This is a genomic window from Corynebacterium ammoniagenes DSM 20306 (assembly GCF_001941425.1).
Taxonomy (GTDB): domain Bacteria; phylum Actinomycetota; class Actinomycetes; order Mycobacteriales; family Mycobacteriaceae; genus Corynebacterium; species Corynebacterium ammoniagenes.
The window spans coordinates 1,119,876-1,136,659 of sequence record NZ_CP009244.1 but is presented as its reverse complement, the minus strand read 5'-3'; the positions used below and the strand labels follow the sequence as shown (position 1 = coordinate 1,136,659).

13 protein-coding genes are annotated in these 16,784 nt (G+C 54.8%); 7 read left to right on the top strand and 6 right to left on the bottom strand.

Annotation, left to right across the window (positions count from 1 at the left end):
• Positions 1–120 precede the first annotated feature (120 nt).
• The 5 genes from CAMM_RS05190 (at position 121) to CAMM_RS05170 (ending at position 6,240) form a co-directional block, all read left to right on the top strand.
• Positions 121–657 carry a TetR family transcriptional regulator gene (locus tag CAMM_RS05190; RefSeq protein ID WP_040354449.1) on the top strand — a complete coding sequence of 179 codons (537 nt, stop codon included), beginning with the start codon at positions 121–123 and terminating at the stop codon, positions 655–657.
• A gap of 60 nt (positions 658–717) precedes the next feature.
• Complete coding sequence (glgX, locus tag CAMM_RS05185) at positions 718–2,928, top strand: glycogen debranching protein GlgX (RefSeq protein ID WP_040354326.1); 2,211 nt, start codon at positions 718–720, stop codon at positions 2,926–2,928.
• A gap of 27 nt (positions 2,929–2,955) precedes the next feature.
• Positions 2,956–4,386 (top strand): 3'-5' exonuclease, encoded by a 1,431-nt coding sequence (locus CAMM_RS05180; protein WP_040354322.1) that lies wholly within the window; start codon positions 2,956–2,958, stop codon positions 4,384–4,386.
• Positions 4,387–4,542: 156 nt separating this feature from the next.
• The gene (locus CAMM_RS05175; protein WP_003845272.1) at positions 4,543–5,211 is read left to right on the top strand and encodes a hypothetical protein; all 669 of its coding nucleotides are present in this window, start codon (positions 4,543–4,545) and stop codon (positions 5,209–5,211) included.
• A gap of 27 nt (positions 5,212–5,238) precedes the next feature.
• Positions 5,239–6,240: a GTP pyrophosphokinase gene (locus CAMM_RS05170; protein WP_003845270.1), complete on the top strand. Its 1,002-nt coding sequence runs from the start codon at positions 5,239–5,241 to the stop codon at positions 6,238–6,240.
• Positions 6,241–6,319: 79 nt separating this feature from the next.
• Here the strand turns inward: CAMM_RS05170 and CAMM_RS05165 are convergent, their stop codons facing one another.
• From CAMM_RS05165 to ilvA, 4 genes are read right to left on the bottom strand one after another with little or no spacing between them, the layout of a single operon-like run.
• Positions 6,320–6,718, bottom strand: coding sequence for an RNA-binding S4 domain-containing protein (locus CAMM_RS05165; protein WP_040354318.1), 399 nt, complete (start codon positions 6,716–6,718; stop codon positions 6,320–6,322).
• Complete coding sequence (locus tag CAMM_RS12925; protein WP_003845267.1) at positions 6,690–6,932, bottom strand: hypothetical protein; 243 nt, start codon at positions 6,930–6,932, stop codon at positions 6,690–6,692. The genes CAMM_RS05165 and CAMM_RS12925 overlap by 29 nt, the downstream gene beginning before the upstream one ends.
• A gap of 18 nt (positions 6,933–6,950) precedes the next feature.
• A complete protein-coding gene (locus tag CAMM_RS05155; RefSeq protein ID WP_003845265.1) occupies positions 6,951–7,601 on the bottom strand; it encodes a YigZ family protein in 651 nt (216 codons plus the stop codon).
• Positions 7,601–8,896: a threonine ammonia-lyase IlvA gene (gene ilvA / locus CAMM_RS05150; protein WP_003845264.1), complete on the bottom strand. Its 1,296-nt coding sequence runs from the start codon at positions 8,894–8,896 to the stop codon at positions 7,601–7,603. The genes CAMM_RS05155 and ilvA overlap by 1 nt, the downstream gene beginning before the upstream one ends.
• A gap of 185 nt (positions 8,897–9,081) precedes the next feature.
• On the opposite strand from ilvA, the gene CAMM_RS05145 reads away from it, so the two are divergent.
• Positions 9,082–11,022 carry a choice-of-anchor I family protein gene (locus CAMM_RS05145; RefSeq protein ID WP_003845263.1) on the top strand — a complete coding sequence of 647 codons (1,941 nt, stop codon included), beginning with the start codon at positions 9,082–9,084 and terminating at the stop codon, positions 11,020–11,022.
• A 115-nt stretch (positions 11,023–11,137) separates the two neighbouring features.
• The gene (locus CAMM_RS05140) at positions 11,138–11,665 is read left to right on the top strand and encodes a hypothetical protein (RefSeq protein ID WP_003845262.1); all 528 of its coding nucleotides are present in this window, start codon (positions 11,138–11,140) and stop codon (positions 11,663–11,665) included.
• 141 nt (positions 11,666–11,806) lie between these two features.
• On the opposite strand, the gene CAMM_RS05135 is transcribed toward CAMM_RS05140, so the two are convergent.
• Together CAMM_RS05135 and dnaE are read right to left on the bottom strand one after the other, a co-directional pair.
• Positions 11,807–13,009 carry a cobalamin-independent methionine synthase II family protein gene (locus CAMM_RS05135; protein WP_040354315.1) on the bottom strand — a complete coding sequence of 401 codons (1,203 nt, stop codon included), beginning with the start codon at positions 13,007–13,009 and terminating at the stop codon, positions 11,807–11,809.
• A gap of 112 nt (positions 13,010–13,121) precedes the next feature.
• Positions 13,122–16,691, bottom strand: coding sequence for a DNA polymerase III subunit alpha (gene dnaE, locus CAMM_RS05130; RefSeq protein ID WP_040354445.1), 3,570 nt, complete (start codon positions 16,689–16,691; stop codon positions 13,122–13,124).
• Positions 16,692–16,784 lie beyond the last annotated feature (93 nt).

Below are 16,784 nucleotides of genomic sequence, written 5' to 3'. Positions count from 1 at the left end.
ACATCGTGTGCGTTATATCCTAACAATTCAAACTTCCCCAAGCCTTTAAGGGAACCTCATAGGTTCCTGTGAAGATGGGGACTATTTGCGGCACGGATGCATTGGGTAGACTCCCCAAGTGTGCAATTGACCCGCGAAGATATCATCACCACAGCCGTCGAGCTTTTAAACTCCTACGGTTTTGCGGACATGACTATGCGCCGCATTGCCACCACGCTAGGTGTAGTGCCCGGCGCGCTGTACTGGCATGTTGCCAATAAACAGGCACTGATTGCAGAAATCGCCTCCAGCTTCGTTGCCCACCTGCACGGCGATTCAGCACTGGAGTTGGTCGCAAACTTAAGAAAGATTCTCTTATCGCACCGCGATGGCGCGGAATTAGTCACCACAGCGCTTTCACAAGCTGACTCCCCTACCTGGGCGACGCTGACGCAAAAATTCGCAGATGCCCTCCGCGGTACGGGTGCAGATGAATCCTCCCGAAATATCGCAGCGGAGACTTTGGTGCACTTAGTTTTGGGCACCACCGTCATGGATCAAAACCGCATCCAACTTGCACAAGCCACAGCAGAAACTACTGTCAGTGCCCCCGATGACACGGCTTTATTGCAAGGCGCGGAAATCATCATCACTGGAGTGAGCCAGTTTGCCCCCTAGCGTGTGAAAAGCTGCTGTATAGGGCGCTAAGAATGGTTTTGTGCCGTAAGCTTCTCAAGCATGATGGCTTCGAGTAGTTCAATATCACAACCATGGCCGGGCAGCCCTTATCCTTTGGGTTCGTCCTTCGATGGCGCCGGTACGAATTTTGCAATCTTTTCGGATATCGCCGAAAAAGTGGAGTTGTGTCTCATAGATGAGGACCAAGGCGAAGTCCGCATCGAGATGGAAGAAGAAACAGCCCAAATCTTCCACTGCTATTTACCTACCGTCGGACCCGGCCAACGCTATGGCTACCGCATTCATGGCCCTTATGATCCAGAAAATGGCCTGCGGTGTGATCCCAACAAGCTGTTGGTCGATCCTTATGCGCATGCTTTTGAAGGCGATTTCGACGGCGACGCCTCACTGTATTCCTACGATATTCATGCAGAGCCCGCAGGCACAGGTCGCAATGAAGAAGACTCGCTCGGCCACACCATGTTGTCGGTGGTTATCAACCCTTATTTCGATTGGAAGGGCGACCGCCGCCCCAATACTCCAGAAACTGACACCGTGATTTATGAAGCGCACGTCAAAGGCATGACGATGACGCACCCAGATGTGCCAGAGCATCTGCGCGGAACCTACGCCGGCATGGGGCACCCATCCATCATCAAGTACTTCCAAGACTTAGGCATTACCGCGGTGGAGCTACTGCCCGTGCACCAATTCCTGCAAGATGATCGCCTTCGCAACTTAGGCCTGCGCAACTACTGGGGATATAACACGTTTGGTTTCTTTGCTCCGCAGCAAGATTATGCCGCCGACCCCACCCCGGGCGGAGCCGTGGCGGAATTTAAATCCATGGTGCGTGCCTATCACGCCGCCGGAATCGAGATCATCCTCGATGTGGTCTATAACCACACCGCCGAAGGCAACCACTTAGGCCCCACGATTGCCTTTCGCGGCATTGATAACCACGCGTACTACCGCTTGGTCGATGACGATAAGTCCAAGTACATGGACTACACCGGCACGGGGAACTCGCTCAACGTGCGCCATCCTCACTCGCTGCAGTTGATCATGGATTCCCTGCGCTATTGGGTAACAGAGATGCACGTCGATGGTTTCCGCTTCGACTTGGCCGCAACGCTTGCGCGCGAGCTCGATGACGTGGATAAACTGGCAACCTTTTTCGATCTGGTTCAACAGGATCCGATTGTCAGCCAGGTCAAACTCATCGCCGAGCCGTGGGATATTGGCCACGACGGCTACCAAGTCGGTAACTTCCCTCCCATCTGGAGCGAATGGAACGGCAAGTACCGTGACACGGTGCGCGACTTCTGGCGCGGTGAGCCTGCGACCTTGGGCGAGTTTGCCTCCCGTCTTACAGGCTCGTCGGATCTCTATGCCAATAATGGCCGGCGCCCGACGGCATCGATTAACTTCATCACTGCCCATGACGGTTTTACGTTGCGCGACTTGGTCTCTTATAACGACAAGCACAATGAGGCCAATGGTGAAGATGGTCGCGACGGAGAATCCCATAACCGTTCGTGGAATCACGGTGTGGAAGGCCCCACTGATGATGAAGCTATCTTGAAGCTGCGACGTCGCCAGCAACGCAACTTCCTTACTACCTTGCTGCTGTCACAGGGCACACCAATGATTTCGCATGGCGATGAGATGGGTCGATCCCAAAACGGTAATAACAATGTCTACTGCCAAGACAATGCGACCGCGTGGATGGACTGGTCATTGCTCGATCTGGCCAAGCCATCAGAGTTGTACACCTTTACCAAGCGCGTCATTGCTATTCGCCGTAACCACCCCGTCTTCCGTCGGCAACGCTTCTTTTCCGGCGGTCCTTTAGGCGCCGATGTCCGTGACCGTGATGTGGCGTGGCTGGTTCCATCCGGCCGATTGATGACTCAAGACGACTGGGATCATGACTTTGGCAAGGCGTTGATGGTCTATCTCAACGGTGCTGCCATTACGGAGCGTGACCAATCTGGGCAAGAGATTAAAGATGATTCTTTTATCATGATGTTCAATGCCCACGATGAAGCAATCGAGTTTCGCCTGCCCACGCAAGACTTGGGTGCGAAGTGGCAACTGATGGTTGATACTGCTTTCCATGGCGGGTACCCCAAAGAAGACACCATCCATGAGGCAGAGGGTACGCTTTTAGTTCAGCCCCGTTCGACTCTTGTTCTCAAACAGACAGAGCCGCCGGTTTATGAACCCTCCGCTTCAGCTCCCGCTGGAACGAAGGAGAATTCGCAGTAATTTCGCAGAAAGGCATGAGCACCTAACGTGACGGTTTCAACACTCGGAGCCTCGTTGTCGATCTCCCAGGGCAATTTGGTTTATGTTCCATCGCAGCTAACCGCTTCGCTCACCGGCGAAGAACGCCGCGAGATTGCACTTGCGGACATCGACAACGTCGACGCTGTACAACCTAGCTCCACCACACGCGGCGAGATTGTTATCTCCTTTTCTGATGATAAAGCTAAGGCGTGGACGGTCAGCTTTGGTCCGAACCAGGATGCCAAAGCCTGCGCGCAGTGGATTAATGATGTGCGCTCGGGCAAAGCTTCTGCCGAGCAGACCAGCCCTGGCACGCGTACCTTGGCAGCAACCTCCACCCCGGGGTTGGATTTTGTGGCAGTCGATGTGGAAACCGCCAATGGCAATTGGGGATCTATCTGCCAAATCGGCGCGGTGCGTTTCGTCGCCGGTGAAGAGACCGAATCCAAGGTGTGGCTGTGCCAGCCACCAGCCGGGATTGATCACTTCGATGACATCAATATCTCCATCCACGGCATTACCGCGGACGATGTCAAAGACGCACCGACGTTCGCAGAAGCAGCGGGTGAATTGCTGACGTTTATGCGCGACGATGTGCTGGTCGCGCATAATGCTCAGTTCGATGCCACTGCGTTGCGCTCGGCATTTTTGCGCACCCAGACGCCCGTTCCGGAGATGGCTCTGGCGTGTTCTTTGGCGTTGGCTAGGTATGCATCGAAAAGCAAAGTGCTCTCTGTGGCCAATCACAAGCTGCCCACGGTAGCCAAGGCCGTAAGCTTTGGCGATTTCCAGCACCACGACGCCTTGGACGATGCCCGCGCCGCTGGGCATATCATCTCCGCCCTGGCTCCAGCTTTTGAGAACGCGATCGCCGGTGAGCAATCTATTCGCGATGTCTTCGACGCCCAAGGCTTCCAGCTCGGCGCCATGAGCGCGGAGCACATCATGCCGGTGTTGAAAAAGGACACCGCGCCCATCTCCCCGGAAGACTTAGGTGCCGGTACCGATTTCCGCGACCGTACTTCGTCTGACCCATGGGGTAGTTCTGAGCCCGCTAAGGAAAAGAAGTCTGATTCTGGAAAGAAGGGCCAGCGCCGCCCGGCACCGTGGGAATCTGTGGCCACCCCGGATACCATTCCGGATCCGAACCCCGATGCGGATAAAAATTCCCCGCTGTATGGCCAGCACGTCACGCTAACCGGTGACTTCGAGCCTTTTGATAAGGGCGTGTTGTGGAATGGCATTGCCCATCACGGCGGCCAAGTGGGTAAAAATGTCACCAAAAAGACCACCATCTTGGTCCTTGGTGAGTGGGCCACCACGACCTCGAAAGAAAAGCGTGCCGATGAGCTCAATGACAAAGGCCAGGGCATTGAAAAGTGGCCTGCCTCTAAGCTTTTTGAGGTCTTAGAGTTAGAAACCGAGCCACCGTTTTAATTTTTTCGGTAGCGAACGACACAGGCGCACGGGTGTTATCACCTGCTGCGCCTGTGGCAGTTTTCAAGCGCTGCAGATAGTTGTGCTGGGGAACCTTTTACTCATTCGCAGCAGTCCATAAAGGTATTAACCTTTTGCGACTATTGGAGAATCCCCTTGCTCACTCATGTAGCCTCCCCTGCTCAGTTCTCAACCCATGTACGCACCCTTGCTACTCCCCTGGCGCAGTTGGCCAGCCCGCTGGTAGCAACGGAGATTTCCCGCAGGTTGTCTGTACGCGAAATCTTTCCCACCGTGCATGCCAAGTCCTGGGTGGAATCCCGACCATTATCCGATGATGGCTTTTCTGATTCTCTGGCTACCCTGGCGCTGTCTCCGGGGCTGCGGTTAGGGCTGCATGCCAATGGCCGCAATATCAGCCAGCGTGGGCTAGATAGCTTGGGGCTCAGCATTCAAGCGGCATGGGACTTAGCGGCTTTAAACCTCGAACGTGCCGCGCGCACTCCAGCGGGATTGGAGTTTGCTACCCGCTCTGTCACCGCACGCTTTGGCTCTCATCTGCCCGCCGGGGTGGAGGTGAAGGTACGCGGTGCCGATGCGCAGGCTTGGATTGCACACCCTCAAACGTTTACAATCTTGCACCGGCATTTATTGCGCATTTTGCGTGCACAATCTTTAGTTTATGTCCTTCCGGATGCCCGCTCCTTGCTCGCTTTTATTGATTTACCGGCCAAAGCTTTAGCGAATGTGGCGGCGGCACTGCCGAGTCCTTGTTCTTACCCGTTATTATGGGCTCACGGATTCCCCCAAGAATTTCGCGCCTAATCTTTGTACAAAGGAGTACCCACCATCATGGCAGAATCGCCCATTTCTAAACTGAGCAATCAGTACCATGAATGGGTTCGTGTGCACCCACGCGCTGCACGCGATTTTCGTGATGCCATCGAAGACCTTCTCAATGACGCAGGCGTTATCTTTGACCGCGTCGCCGCACGCGTTAAGACGTGGCCCTCAATGAAAGCCAAAGCGAAGAAGAAAAACGCTGACGGTAGTTTCATGTACTCCCAACCCTGGGATGAAATCCACGACATCATGGGCGTGCGTGTCAACGTCTTTCACTCCACTGTCATCCCCGAAGCCATCTCGATTTTCGGCAACTCTTTTGAAGTTATTAAATCCGTAGATAAAGCCGCGGAAACACGCGTCGCTGGCGGCTTTGGCTATGGCTCTCACCACCTCGTGCTACGCGTGACCGATGAGATGGAAGATCTGGAGGACTACGTCGGCATGCGTTTTGAGGTCCAAATCCGTACCGTTTTGCAGCACGCTTGGGCCGAATTCGAACATGATATCCGCTATAAGCAAGGCCCCGGTGCCCTGCCCCCGCAGGTCGATCGACTGTTTACACTCGCTGCCGGACTTATTGAGCTCGCCGATAATCAATTTGATGAAATTGCCGCGCTGAAAGATCCGGACGAGCACACTGATTCCGATATCGAAATCTCAGCGGAAACCCTGCCAGGCATTCTGGCGGTGCTCCTCGATGGGCGCTTCCCACGGTCGCGCTCTGAGCACTACCGCTGGCTAACCGATCTATTAGAAACCAATGGCATCACCACCATGGGGCAGTTAGAAAACCTGCTCAATGAACACGATATTCAAACCGTGCATGACGCCATGAAGTACCGTTTCCGCCCGGGCCAAGTCCGCCTTATCGATGACCTATTGCTCAACCGCTTTGGCAAAGACCACATTGAAGCCACCGGCGACACCGGCACTCGCCGGGACCGCCGCCAGCAGCTAAACTCCCGCCTCAAAGCTTTGCGTGCGCTACGCTCCAAAGACAACCATTAGCCCACAGGTCTCCCGGCTTCGCGCGTCTGAGGCGAGTTTTTGCAGTGCGCTACTCCTGTGTGTGAGCACTTAACGCTTATTAGCGTCGACGACCGAGGAATTTCTCCATATCGCGGCGTTCCTTCTTGGTGGGACGGCCGGTGCCTGGATCACGCCGTGGCACAGCCGGCATGAATTCGCGCGGCGGTGGTGGCGGGGCGTGATCTGTATAGCAGGTTCGTGCAATGGGAGCGCCGACGCGTTTGCGGATGGTCTGCAAGACTTCTAAGTCATGCTCATGGTGGTTCTTCCACACCCGCACGCGGTCGCCAGGCACGACCTGTTGAGCAGGTTTGACTGCGTTGCCGTTGAGTTTAACGTGCCCGGCGCGCACGGCATCCGCTGCTTCGCCACGGGTTTTGAACATACGCACGGCCCAGACCCAAGCATCAATGCGTACGGGCAGGCCGTTAGTATCCGCTGTTGTTTTCGTTGACAATCTTTTGAATCTTCACCCAATTAGACACGCCACCAACTACAGCGACGACGAGACCGAGAGATATCCAGAACCATGAGCTGCCTGCCAGGACTAAGCCCGCAAGGAGGCCACCGCCAACACCAGCGACAACAGAAATTACACCGTTGCGGGCGTGCTTGCGTACCTTCTGCTTTTTCAGCTCAATGGGGTTATTCGGACGAGGCTGCATTGTCATGGGATATATCCTAGTCGATTAATTGTCTTGTGCTATTTCCACCCATTGGGTGCCAGCTTCTTTAGGCGTCGCCGTCGCTTGGGTCAATCCGGCGATAAAGTCGAATAATGCGTCTTCTTCACCAGGGGCTACTGCCAAAGTCATGGTTGCTTGCGCTGCATAGTCCACGCCGAGTACCTCATAGCCGCGGTTGCGAAGTTCAGCTTCCCAACGACCAGCATCAGCATGGGGAGCAACCAAGGTAAATAGATGCCTAGTCGTGCGAAGCACTGGTTCTACCAACTCTATAGCTTCACTGACTACTCCACCATAGGCATGTACTAATCCCCCGGCGCCGAGTTTAATCCCGCCAAAATACCGAACAACTACCACGGCAATATCCATCAAGCCAGAGCCTTTGAGCACATCGAGCATAGGTTTGCCCGCAGTCCCCGACGGTTCGCCATCATCAGAAGAACGCTCAACGGGATGCGACGCATCCACGTGATAAATATAGGCCGAGCAATGGTGGCGCGCATCCGGGAAACGGGTACGCGCTGCGTCGATAAATTCCCGCGCTTCGGCATCATTAGTGACCCGACCAATCAGGCAGATGAAGCGTGAACGCTTGATCTCTATTTCATGTTCAACGGCGCAGTCTGCCGCGGGGCGTTTATATTCTACCTGCACTAAGCCACCAAATAGTCATATTCTGGAGTGCCTGGCTTAAGCTGACGGCAATCAATACGCGATTCTTCCATGCGCTCTAAGAGCCCATCGATGTCTGCAGCGTTGCCAAGTTCCAAACCAACGAGCGCGGCACCGGTTTCGCGGTTATTGCGCTTGAGGTATTCAAACAGCGTGATGTCATCATCCGGGCCAAGTATATTGACCAAGAAATCGCGCAGCTGCCCGGGTTCCTGGGGGAAATTGACCAGGAAATAATGCTTCAATCCACGGTGGACTAATGAACGCTCCATGATTTCGGCATAACGCAGCACATCGTTATTGCCACCCGAGATCACACAGACCACGGTGGAGCCGGGGCGCAGATTCACCTGGCGCAATCCGGTTACGGACAGCGCACCTGCGGGCTCGGCGATGATGCCCTCATTTTGGTACAGCTCCAAGAGCTCTGTGGATACGGCGCCTTCGGTCACAGTATCCCAGTGCAAACGGCCGCGGTTGGCGTCCAAGATGGTGTACGGCACCTGACCGATACGCTTGACGGCAGCACCATCAACGAAGGGATCAACGTTTTCTAAGGTGACTGGTTCATCAGCTTCGAAAGCGGCGGTCAGCGATGCTGCACCTGCTGGCTCAATACCAACGATGCTGGTGCGCGGAGCCATATCCGCCAAATAGCTGGTGATGCCAGAAAGCAGTCCGCCACCGCCAACAGGAACCATGACGGTGTCCAAGGAGCGCCCTTGCGATGACAGCTGCGAGATGATCTCAGCTGCGACAGTGCCCTGGCCAATAACCGTGTCGCGGGCATCGAAAGGTTCAATAAAATTTGCTCCGCGAGCATCAGCATCGACATGCGCTGCCGCTGCTGCCTCATCGAAGTTTGCACCAGTGACGACCAACTCCACCATGTCGCCACCATGGACCATGATGCGATCACGCTTTTGCTTCGGGGTTGGCCCAGGAACAAAGATCTTGCCTTTGATTCCCATGGTGCTACACGCATACGCGACACCTTGCGCGTGGTTGCCCGCTGAAGCAGTTACGATACCGGCGGCTTTTTCTTCCTCAGTGAGGTTAGAGATGGAAAAGAATGCACCGCGGATCTTATAAGAACGCACTCCTTGGAGGTCTTCGCGCTTAAGAAAAACGTCGCAGCCAGTCTGTTCCGACAACCGTGGGCAGTATTGCAACGGTGTCGGCGCAATCTCAGAAGAAATTCGTGCTTGCGCCAGCTGAATATCGCTCGCGCGAACTGGGACGAATTTTTCTGCAGTGACCTTCTGGCTAGTACTCATGAGCAAGCATTTTAGTCTCTTGTGCCTAACGATGTCGGCGTTGCCCCCGTCGAAAGTGAATTCATATGAAATTCAACTGCCAGTTACGGACACTCAACACGAAGTTTGCCAGCACAACATATTCGCCGACGACTATTACACAGGTTGTTTTGAGATTCTTTTAAACTATTCCCAAGGAGCTATTAATGTCCCTTTCTCGTCGCGCCATTTCCCTGTGCGCTGCTGCTGCGCTCACCGGCGGCATCATCTCCCCTGCTGTTGCTCAGGCACAAGATTTCAATGGCATCGTTGATTCGGTGCACACCGATGCTGCAGCAGATGCCACAGTAAGGATGGCTCCCATCGGTAGCTATGCCTCGGGCCAACTCGCGGAATCTGCGGCGGAAATCGTCGCTTACCATGCCGGCTCGCAACGTATCTTGACCGTCAATGCCCGCTCGGGTGAGATTGATGTGCTGGATGCATCTAACCCGCAACAGCCCACCAAAATTGCTTCGGTCTCCGCGGGTGCTGACAAAGAGATCAACTCCGTGACTGTACGTGAAGATGGTTTAGCTATCGCCGCGGTTCAGCAGAACAATAAATTAGAAAACGGCGAAGCCCTCTTCTTTGATGCTGCAGCAGAAGATTTAGCCGCAGCTGAGCTCGGCCGCGTCACGGTCGGTGCACTGCCAGACAACGTGCATTTAACCGACGATGGTGCATATGCGTTGATCGCCAATGAAGGTGAACCGTCGAATGAACTCAACGCCGACGGCACCGCCTATATGGAGGACCCTGCAGGCTCGGTCTCTGTCATTAGTTTAACGGAGTCCGTGGCGGCTGCAACCCAAGATGCGGTTCGTACCGCAGGTTTTGAAGCTTTCGATGCGCCAGGGATGCTGCACGAAGACATTCGTATCTTTGGGCCAGAAAACCACCACAATAAGCCCTCGCTGGATTTAGAGCCGGAATACGTGACGTCTGCCAACGGCAAGGCCTTTGTCACGCTCCAGGAAAATAACGCCATCGCCATTATCGATATCGCTTCAGCCACGGTGGAAAATATCGTGCCAGCGCATATCGCTGACCACTCCACGGTTGCTATCGATTCTTCCAACAAAGACGATGTCGCGGCGCTGCGCACCATCCCCGTCAAAGGTTTAAGCATGCCGGATTCCATCCATGCTTTTACCTCCAATGGCCAGACCTATTTCGCCACCGCCAATGAAGGTGACGCCCGTGAATGGGGCGTTGACGAGGATGAGGGCGGCTCCGGGGTTTATACCGATGAGGTGGAATTGGCGGATGTCATCGACGAAGGCCAGGTCTGCAACGGTGCACTGGGGGATGTCAACCTCGAAGAACTGGCGGATAAAAAGGTAGCCGGAAACCTTAAGCTGTCCAATGCCTCCGGCTGGAATGAAGAAGAACAGTGCTTCGACGAGCTCTACGCATACGGCTCTCGTTCTTTCTCCATCTACGATGCCGCCGGCAATGTCGTCTTCGATTCTGGTTCTGACTTTGAGGAAGTCACCGCCGCGTTGAATGAGCCGGGCGTATTCCATCACAATGCCGATAATGAAGGCCCAGAATTTGATGATCGCTCCGATAACAAGGGTCCAGAGCCAGAGGCTCTAACCATTGGCCAGATTGGTGAGCGCACGTATGCATTCATCGGCGCGGAGCGCGTTGGGGGCGTCTTTATCTACGACGTGACTGACCCAGCGAATGCGAAATACCAGACGTACGTCAACAACCGCGATTACACCGTGGACTTTGACGAGGATAACTACGAGGCAACTAAGTTCGCTGGTGACCTAGGTCCTGAAGGCTTCGCTTTCATCGATAAGGAAGACTCCCCGAATGGCGAGTACCTACTGGTGGTGGGCAATGAAGTCTCCGGCACCACCACGATCTTTGAGGTGGAGGATCTGCTGAATTCGGACAACACCCCCGGCTCAAGCGCGCCGGGCTCGTCTGGTTCTTCCAATGGTGCTCTCGCTGCCGGCGGTGCACTCGCGGCTGTGGTTGCCGTTATCGGTAGTGTCTTTGCGGCGTTGCAGATCGTCCCTGGGGTAAAGGATCAGTTGCTCAACGTCTTGCCGAAAGATATGCGCTCCCAGGTGGAAAAGTTTCTGAAATAGCCCCATCACAAATGGCGTTCGAGGTAATTTCCCCCGAAGCTTCTCTGGATCCCGTCCGACCTGCTAAATTCAGTCAGGTATAACTTCCCTACTGCCTTTCAAGGAGATCTCTTTCATGCCTAAATCTCGTTTCGCCGTGGCGATGGTCGCTGCGACTGCTCTTGCGGCATCTGCGTTGGCTCCGGTTGCGTCGGCCGCAGAAAACAAGCCTTCGACAGGTCCATCATCGTCAGTTGGTCATATCGACGGCACAGGCTATTCCGATGAGTGCCAGGAAGCCATCGCGCAGGCACGCGAAGACCACGAGCAGGGCATCGACGACGGCACTATCCCTGGTTCATCCTTCATGGGACCGCAGGAGCTAGGTTATAGCATCGTCAACGGCTATGGCTCTTCTGGAATGCCAGAAACACCCGAGTGCATCGAGGAAGAAGACCAGCAGGCAGAAGACGAAAATTGGGAGAAGGTCCCTGATTGGCTGCAGTCCATGCGTGGCAATGACACCACCGAGTTGGTCTTCGCCGTCGTCGGCGCGATCTTGGCTATTGGTGCCTCTGCGACGCAGGCAGCTACCATCGCTGCGACATTCTCCCCAGAGATCCGCAACCAGATTGCCCAAGCCCTCAAGCAATTCGGCTACTAATTGGAGCTTTTCTCCCCGGCATGCAAAAAGCTGAGACCCCAGTCATTCGGGATCTCAGCTTTTTATTTCTGTCACCAGCACTGGGTAGAGGTTGATACGTCTAGCCAGTGCTGAGCAACGATGCACTTGGTACTTATATATTTAGTACAGGCGCTTGGACGCGATTTCTGCACCCTTGACCAAAGAGTCCAGCTTGGCCCACGCAATCTGGTGGTGCAGACGGCCGCCCAAACCACAGTCGGTGGAGGCTACGACCTTGTCTGGGCCAACAACCTCCGCGAAGTTGGAAATGCGGTCTGCAACCAGCTCTGGGTGCTCAACCACGTTGGTGGAGTGTGCAATAACGCCTGGGTACAGCAAAACGTTGTCTGGAAGTTCGACGTCCTTCCAGATCTTCCACTCGTGAGCGTGGCGTGGGGAGGCTGCCTCGAAGGTGTAGCCGCCGACCTCGGCGCGCAAAATCTCTTCCAAGATGTCACCGAAAGGCACGTCGGTCACGTGTGGACCGTGCCAAGAGCCCCAGCAGATGTGCAAGCGGGTCTGGTCCTTAGGAATATCCTTAATCGACTCGTTGAGCACGTCGATGCGCTCGCGGACAAAGCCACGGAAGTCTTCGATGGAAGGCTCAGGGTTGATCTGATCCCATGCTTCAGCCAGATCAGGAGCGTCGAACTGCACGGTCAGACCGGCGTCAGTAATCGCCTTGTACTCGTGGGACAACGCCGCACCGCAGGCCTGGATGACCTCAGACTCGGTATCGTAGTACTTATTGTTCAAACGTGCTGCAGAGCCTGGTGACAGCGCAGCAACGAAGCCGTCAGTGACGTTGTGCTTTGCCATCGCGTCTTTTAAGAGCTTGACGTCAGCGTCAACTTCCTTTTGGCCAACATAAGTAATAGGGCCGGTGAACTCAGGGTTGCCCACCTTCGCGCGGCCGGTGAAGATGCCAGATTCTGGATCCTCATAGGCTTCACGGAATAAAGTCCGGTCGCGGCGGTCCGAGAAGGACGTCAGACGTGGTTTGCCTGGTTCCGAGCGCACAACTTCCTCGCTTGCCCAACGGTCAACGTCGGTCATGGTCAATCCACCCAGGCGGGAGAAAGAGTAGTTCCACCAGGAACCGTAATCCACCGCACCGGAGGTGATGTGGCCGTACTCGCCTTCGTTGATGATGTCGATACCAAGTTCAACCTGGCGTGCAACGACCTCATCCACTGCCTTTTCTAAAATCTCAAAAAAGGCGTCGTCTGGAACCGAACCGGATGCCCGGTTTTGGTTTGCTTCCAGCAATTCTGGGGTGCGTGGGAGTGAGCCAACATGTGTGGTGCGGATTTTTTGTGCCACGAGGTTTTTCTCCTTCAAAAGAAATAGACTGTGCGGTCTACCCTATCGTAGAATTCACAGCACCCATGAATTTTATTCACGGGCGCCAACCCCGACCCACACCCTAGGCGCCCTAGCCTAAGATGCCGGCTCCCATGGTCGCCTTTAAATCACCCATTAAGCTGGAAGAACGCTCCACACGCAGGTGATCTCCTAAGACCATCATGGTGGATTCATCTCCATTGAGCAGGGTCAGATACACATCGGAATCGCCACTGTTATTAACCAGTACTTGCTTGAGCTTGGCAATATTTTCCATAGTGCACTGATCTGTTCGCATGCTCAGTCGCAGCGGCAGGCCCGCGCCGTTGCCCGGCCCCAATTCCGGTACCCGGATGTCATTGCAGAAGAAGCTGGTGCGGTCATCTCGCACGCGCACCTGCACCTTGGCCAAAATAATGTTGTCTTCCACAATCTGCGGTGCCACTAAAGAATAAACCTGGTTGAATACCAGGATTTCCACCTGGGCGCCGTGGTGGTCCTCAATGGTGACAATGGCCCATGGCGAACCATCGCGCTTGGAAAAACGTCGGTCGACGCCCGAGATAATGCCGCCGATGACCATCTCTTGGCCATTGCGCATCTCACCCGCGACAACCGTGGTCAACGCGGTGTCCGTCTGTGCTGCCAGGGCATCTTCGAAACCATCCAGCGGGTGTCCGGAGACGTACAGACCAAGCATTTCACGTTCCAGTGCCAACTCATGTTTACGGTCCCAGGACTCTTCCGGAATATCGATGGCAAAAGACGACACTGATTCCCCGTCATCGCCGCCGAAGCTTGCAAATAGGTCGAATTGGCCTTTATCCGCTGCCTTCTTCGTCGATTGCACGGAGTCCACCGCGTCTTCTTGAATAAGCATCAAGCCCTTGCGCGGATGGCCCAGCGAGTCAAAGGCACCAGCTTTAATCAAAGATTCCGTCACGCGCTTGGTACATGCCACCAAGGAGATCTTGTCTAGATAATCGCTGAAGGATTTAAACGCACCTTTATCTCGGCGCGCTTCGATAATGGATTCCACAACTTCAGAACCGACGTTGCGAATAGCACCCATGCCGAAGCGAATATCGTCACCGACTGCCTCAAAGTCCTCAGCGGATTCGTTGACATCTGGCGGCAGGACCTTAATGCCAAGGTGTCGACAGTCAGCCAGGTAGATGGCGGACTTATCCTTCTTATCTGCGACCGAGGTCAACAGCGCTGCCATGTACTCCGGTGCGAAATAGGCCTTCAGGTACGCCGTCCAGAAGGACACCAGTCCGTAGCCTGCGGCGTGGGACTTGTTAAACGCGTAGGACGCGAATGGCTCAATGGTGCCCCACAGCGCATCGACCGCGCCCTTGGAGTAGCCATTGGTGAACATGCCCTGGCTGAATTTCTCATATTCTTGGGCCAGCACTTCTGGTTTCTTTTTACCCATGGCTTTACGGAAGCCATCTGCTTCACCAGCGGTGTAGTTCGCCAGTTTCTGGGAAATACGCATGATCTGCTCCTGATACACGATCAGGCCGTAGGTCTCACCCAGAATCTCCGACAGAGGTTCTTCGAGCTCGGGGTGAATAGGCGTAATTTCCTGTCGCCCGTTTTTACGGTCGGCGTAGTTCCAGTGGGCGTTCACACCCATAGGTCCTGGTCGGTACAGCGCCAGCGATGCCACAATATCCTTAAAGCCGGTTGGCTTCATGCGCTTGAGGAGTTCTTGCATGCCGCCGGAGTCCAGCTGGAACACGCCGAGGGTGTCACCGCTGGAAAGCAGGTCATAGACCTTAGATACTTGTGGGTCATCGGCGTGCAAGTCCTCGAGGTTGAGGTCAATGCCACGGTTTTTCTTGATATTGGCCAGCGCGTCACCAATGACGGTGAGGTTACGCAGACCCAAAAAGTCCATCTTCAGCAGGCCAATGGCCTCACACGCGGGATAGTCCCAGCCGGTGATATACGCACCATCGGCCGGGCGCTTCCACATCGGGATGTGGTCCATCAACCGCACGGACGCCATAATGACCGCACACGCGTGCACGCCAGCTTGGCGGACTACGCCCTCAAGACCACGGGCGGTGTCATAGATCTTTTTAACATCCGGGTCGGTTTCCACCATCTGGCGGACTTCGGCGGCTTCTGAGTAACGCTCATGCTCTGGGTCAGTAATACCTGCCAGCGGAATATCCTTTGCCATCACCGCTGGTGGCAACGCGCCGTTGATTCGGTCGGCCATTTGGAAACCAGGCTGGCCAAAGTGCACCTTCGCGGCGTCTTTAATCGCCTGCTTGGTTTTCACGGTACCGAAGGTAATAACCTGAGCGATCTTGTCTTCGCCCCAGCGCTCAGCCGCGTATTGGATCATCTCACCGCGACGGCGGTCATCGAAGTCAATATCGATATCGGGTGCGGAGGGACGCTCTGGGTTCAAAAAGCGCTCAAACAGCAGGTCATGTTCAATCGGGTCAATATTGGTAATGGTCAAGGCATAAGCCACCAGTGCACCAGCGGCCGAACCACGACCAGGGCCTACCCAGATACCAATGGATCGGGCGTGCTTAATAATCTCGGCAACGATCAGGAAGTAGGACGGGTAGCCCTTCATATCAATAACGGAGATTTCATACTCCGCACGCTTGATGTATTCCTCTGGGACTTCCTTGCCGTCAAACCGGTCTTTGAGACCTTCCATCACTTCGTGGGTCAACCACGTCGTAGGGGTATGTCCTTCAGGCACATCTGCCACCGGCATGCGGTCGTGGGAATGTTCTTCCCACAGCGAGTCATAGGATTCCACGCGCTCGGCAATCCACAAGGTGTTATCGCAGCCATCCGGAACCATGTGGTCCCACAGCTCACGCATTTGCTCAGCAGTTTTAATGTAGTAACCCGTTCCGTCGAACTTGAAGCGGTCGGGATCCATCAAGGTCTTACCGGTTTGCACGCACAACATCGCCTCATGCGATGGCGCTTGGGATTCCAGCACGTAGTGGCAGTCATTGGTCACCAGCGGTGGTAGGTCAAGCTTGCGGCCGATTTCCAACAGGCCGTCACGCGTGCGCTTTTCGATGTCCAGTCCGTGGTCCATCAACTCGAGGAAGTAATTGTCGCGGCCGTAAATGTCTTGCCACATCGCGGCGGCTTCGAGCGCTTCATCAAATTGCCCCAGGCGCAGACGTGTTTGCACATCACCAGAGGGACAACCCGTGGTCGCGATAATGCCATCGGCGTGCTCTGCAATCAGCTCCGCGTCCATGCGCGGCCACTTGCCCAGCTGTCCTTCATAGGAGGCGAGAGAGGAAAGCTTAAATAGATTAGATAGACCGGTGGCGTTTTCTGCCAGCATGGTCTGGTGCAAATACGCGCCGGAGGCCGACACGTCATCGCGTTTTTGATCCGGGGTTCCCCACAGCTGCCGCTTTTTATTAAAGCGCGAGCCTGGTGCCATATAGGCCTCGATGCCAATAATGGGCTTCACGCCAGCTTTGGTCATGCGTCGATAAAACGCATCCGAGCCGAACATATTACCGTGGTCAGTCATACCCACGGCGGGCATTTCTTGCCGGGATACCTCTTCTGCCAGCAAATCTACTTTGGCCATACCATCTAGCATGGAAAATTCGGTGTGGTTATGCAGGTGTACAAAAGAGGAGTTCTTCGCCATGATCGTCATTGTATAGATCTGGCCACGGAGGTGGGAATTACCAGTTCGCGGTAGGGTTTACACTCACTACATGCGCTTGGTGCCGATTGCGCG

Excerpts from the sequence above, each read along its gene's own strand:
- glgX (WP_040354326.1), top strand. The coding sequence starts at position 718 with ATGATGGCTTCGAGTAGTTCAATATCACAACCATGGCCGGGCAGCCCT.
- CAMM_RS05170 (WP_003845270.1), top strand. The coding sequence starts at position 5,239 with ATGGCAGAATCGCCCATTTCTAAACTGAGCAATCAGTACCATGAATGG.
- CAMM_RS12925 (WP_003845267.1), bottom strand. The coding sequence starts at position 6,932 with ATGACAATGCAGCCTCGTCCGAATAACCCCATTGAGCTGAAAAAGCAG.
- ilvA (WP_003845264.1), bottom strand. The coding sequence starts at position 8,896 with ATGAGTACTAGCCAGAAGGTCACTGCAGAAAAATTCGTCCCAGTTCGC.
- CAMM_RS05145 (WP_003845263.1), top strand. The coding sequence starts at position 9,082 with ATGTCCCTTTCTCGTCGCGCCATTTCCCTGTGCGCTGCTGCTGCGCTC.
- CAMM_RS05140 (WP_003845262.1), top strand. The coding sequence starts at position 11,138 with ATGCCTAAATCTCGTTTCGCCGTGGCGATGGTCGCTGCGACTGCTCTT.
- dnaE (WP_040354445.1), bottom strand. The coding sequence starts at position 16,691 with ATGGCGAAGAACTCCTCTTTTGTACACCTGCATAACCACACCGAATTT.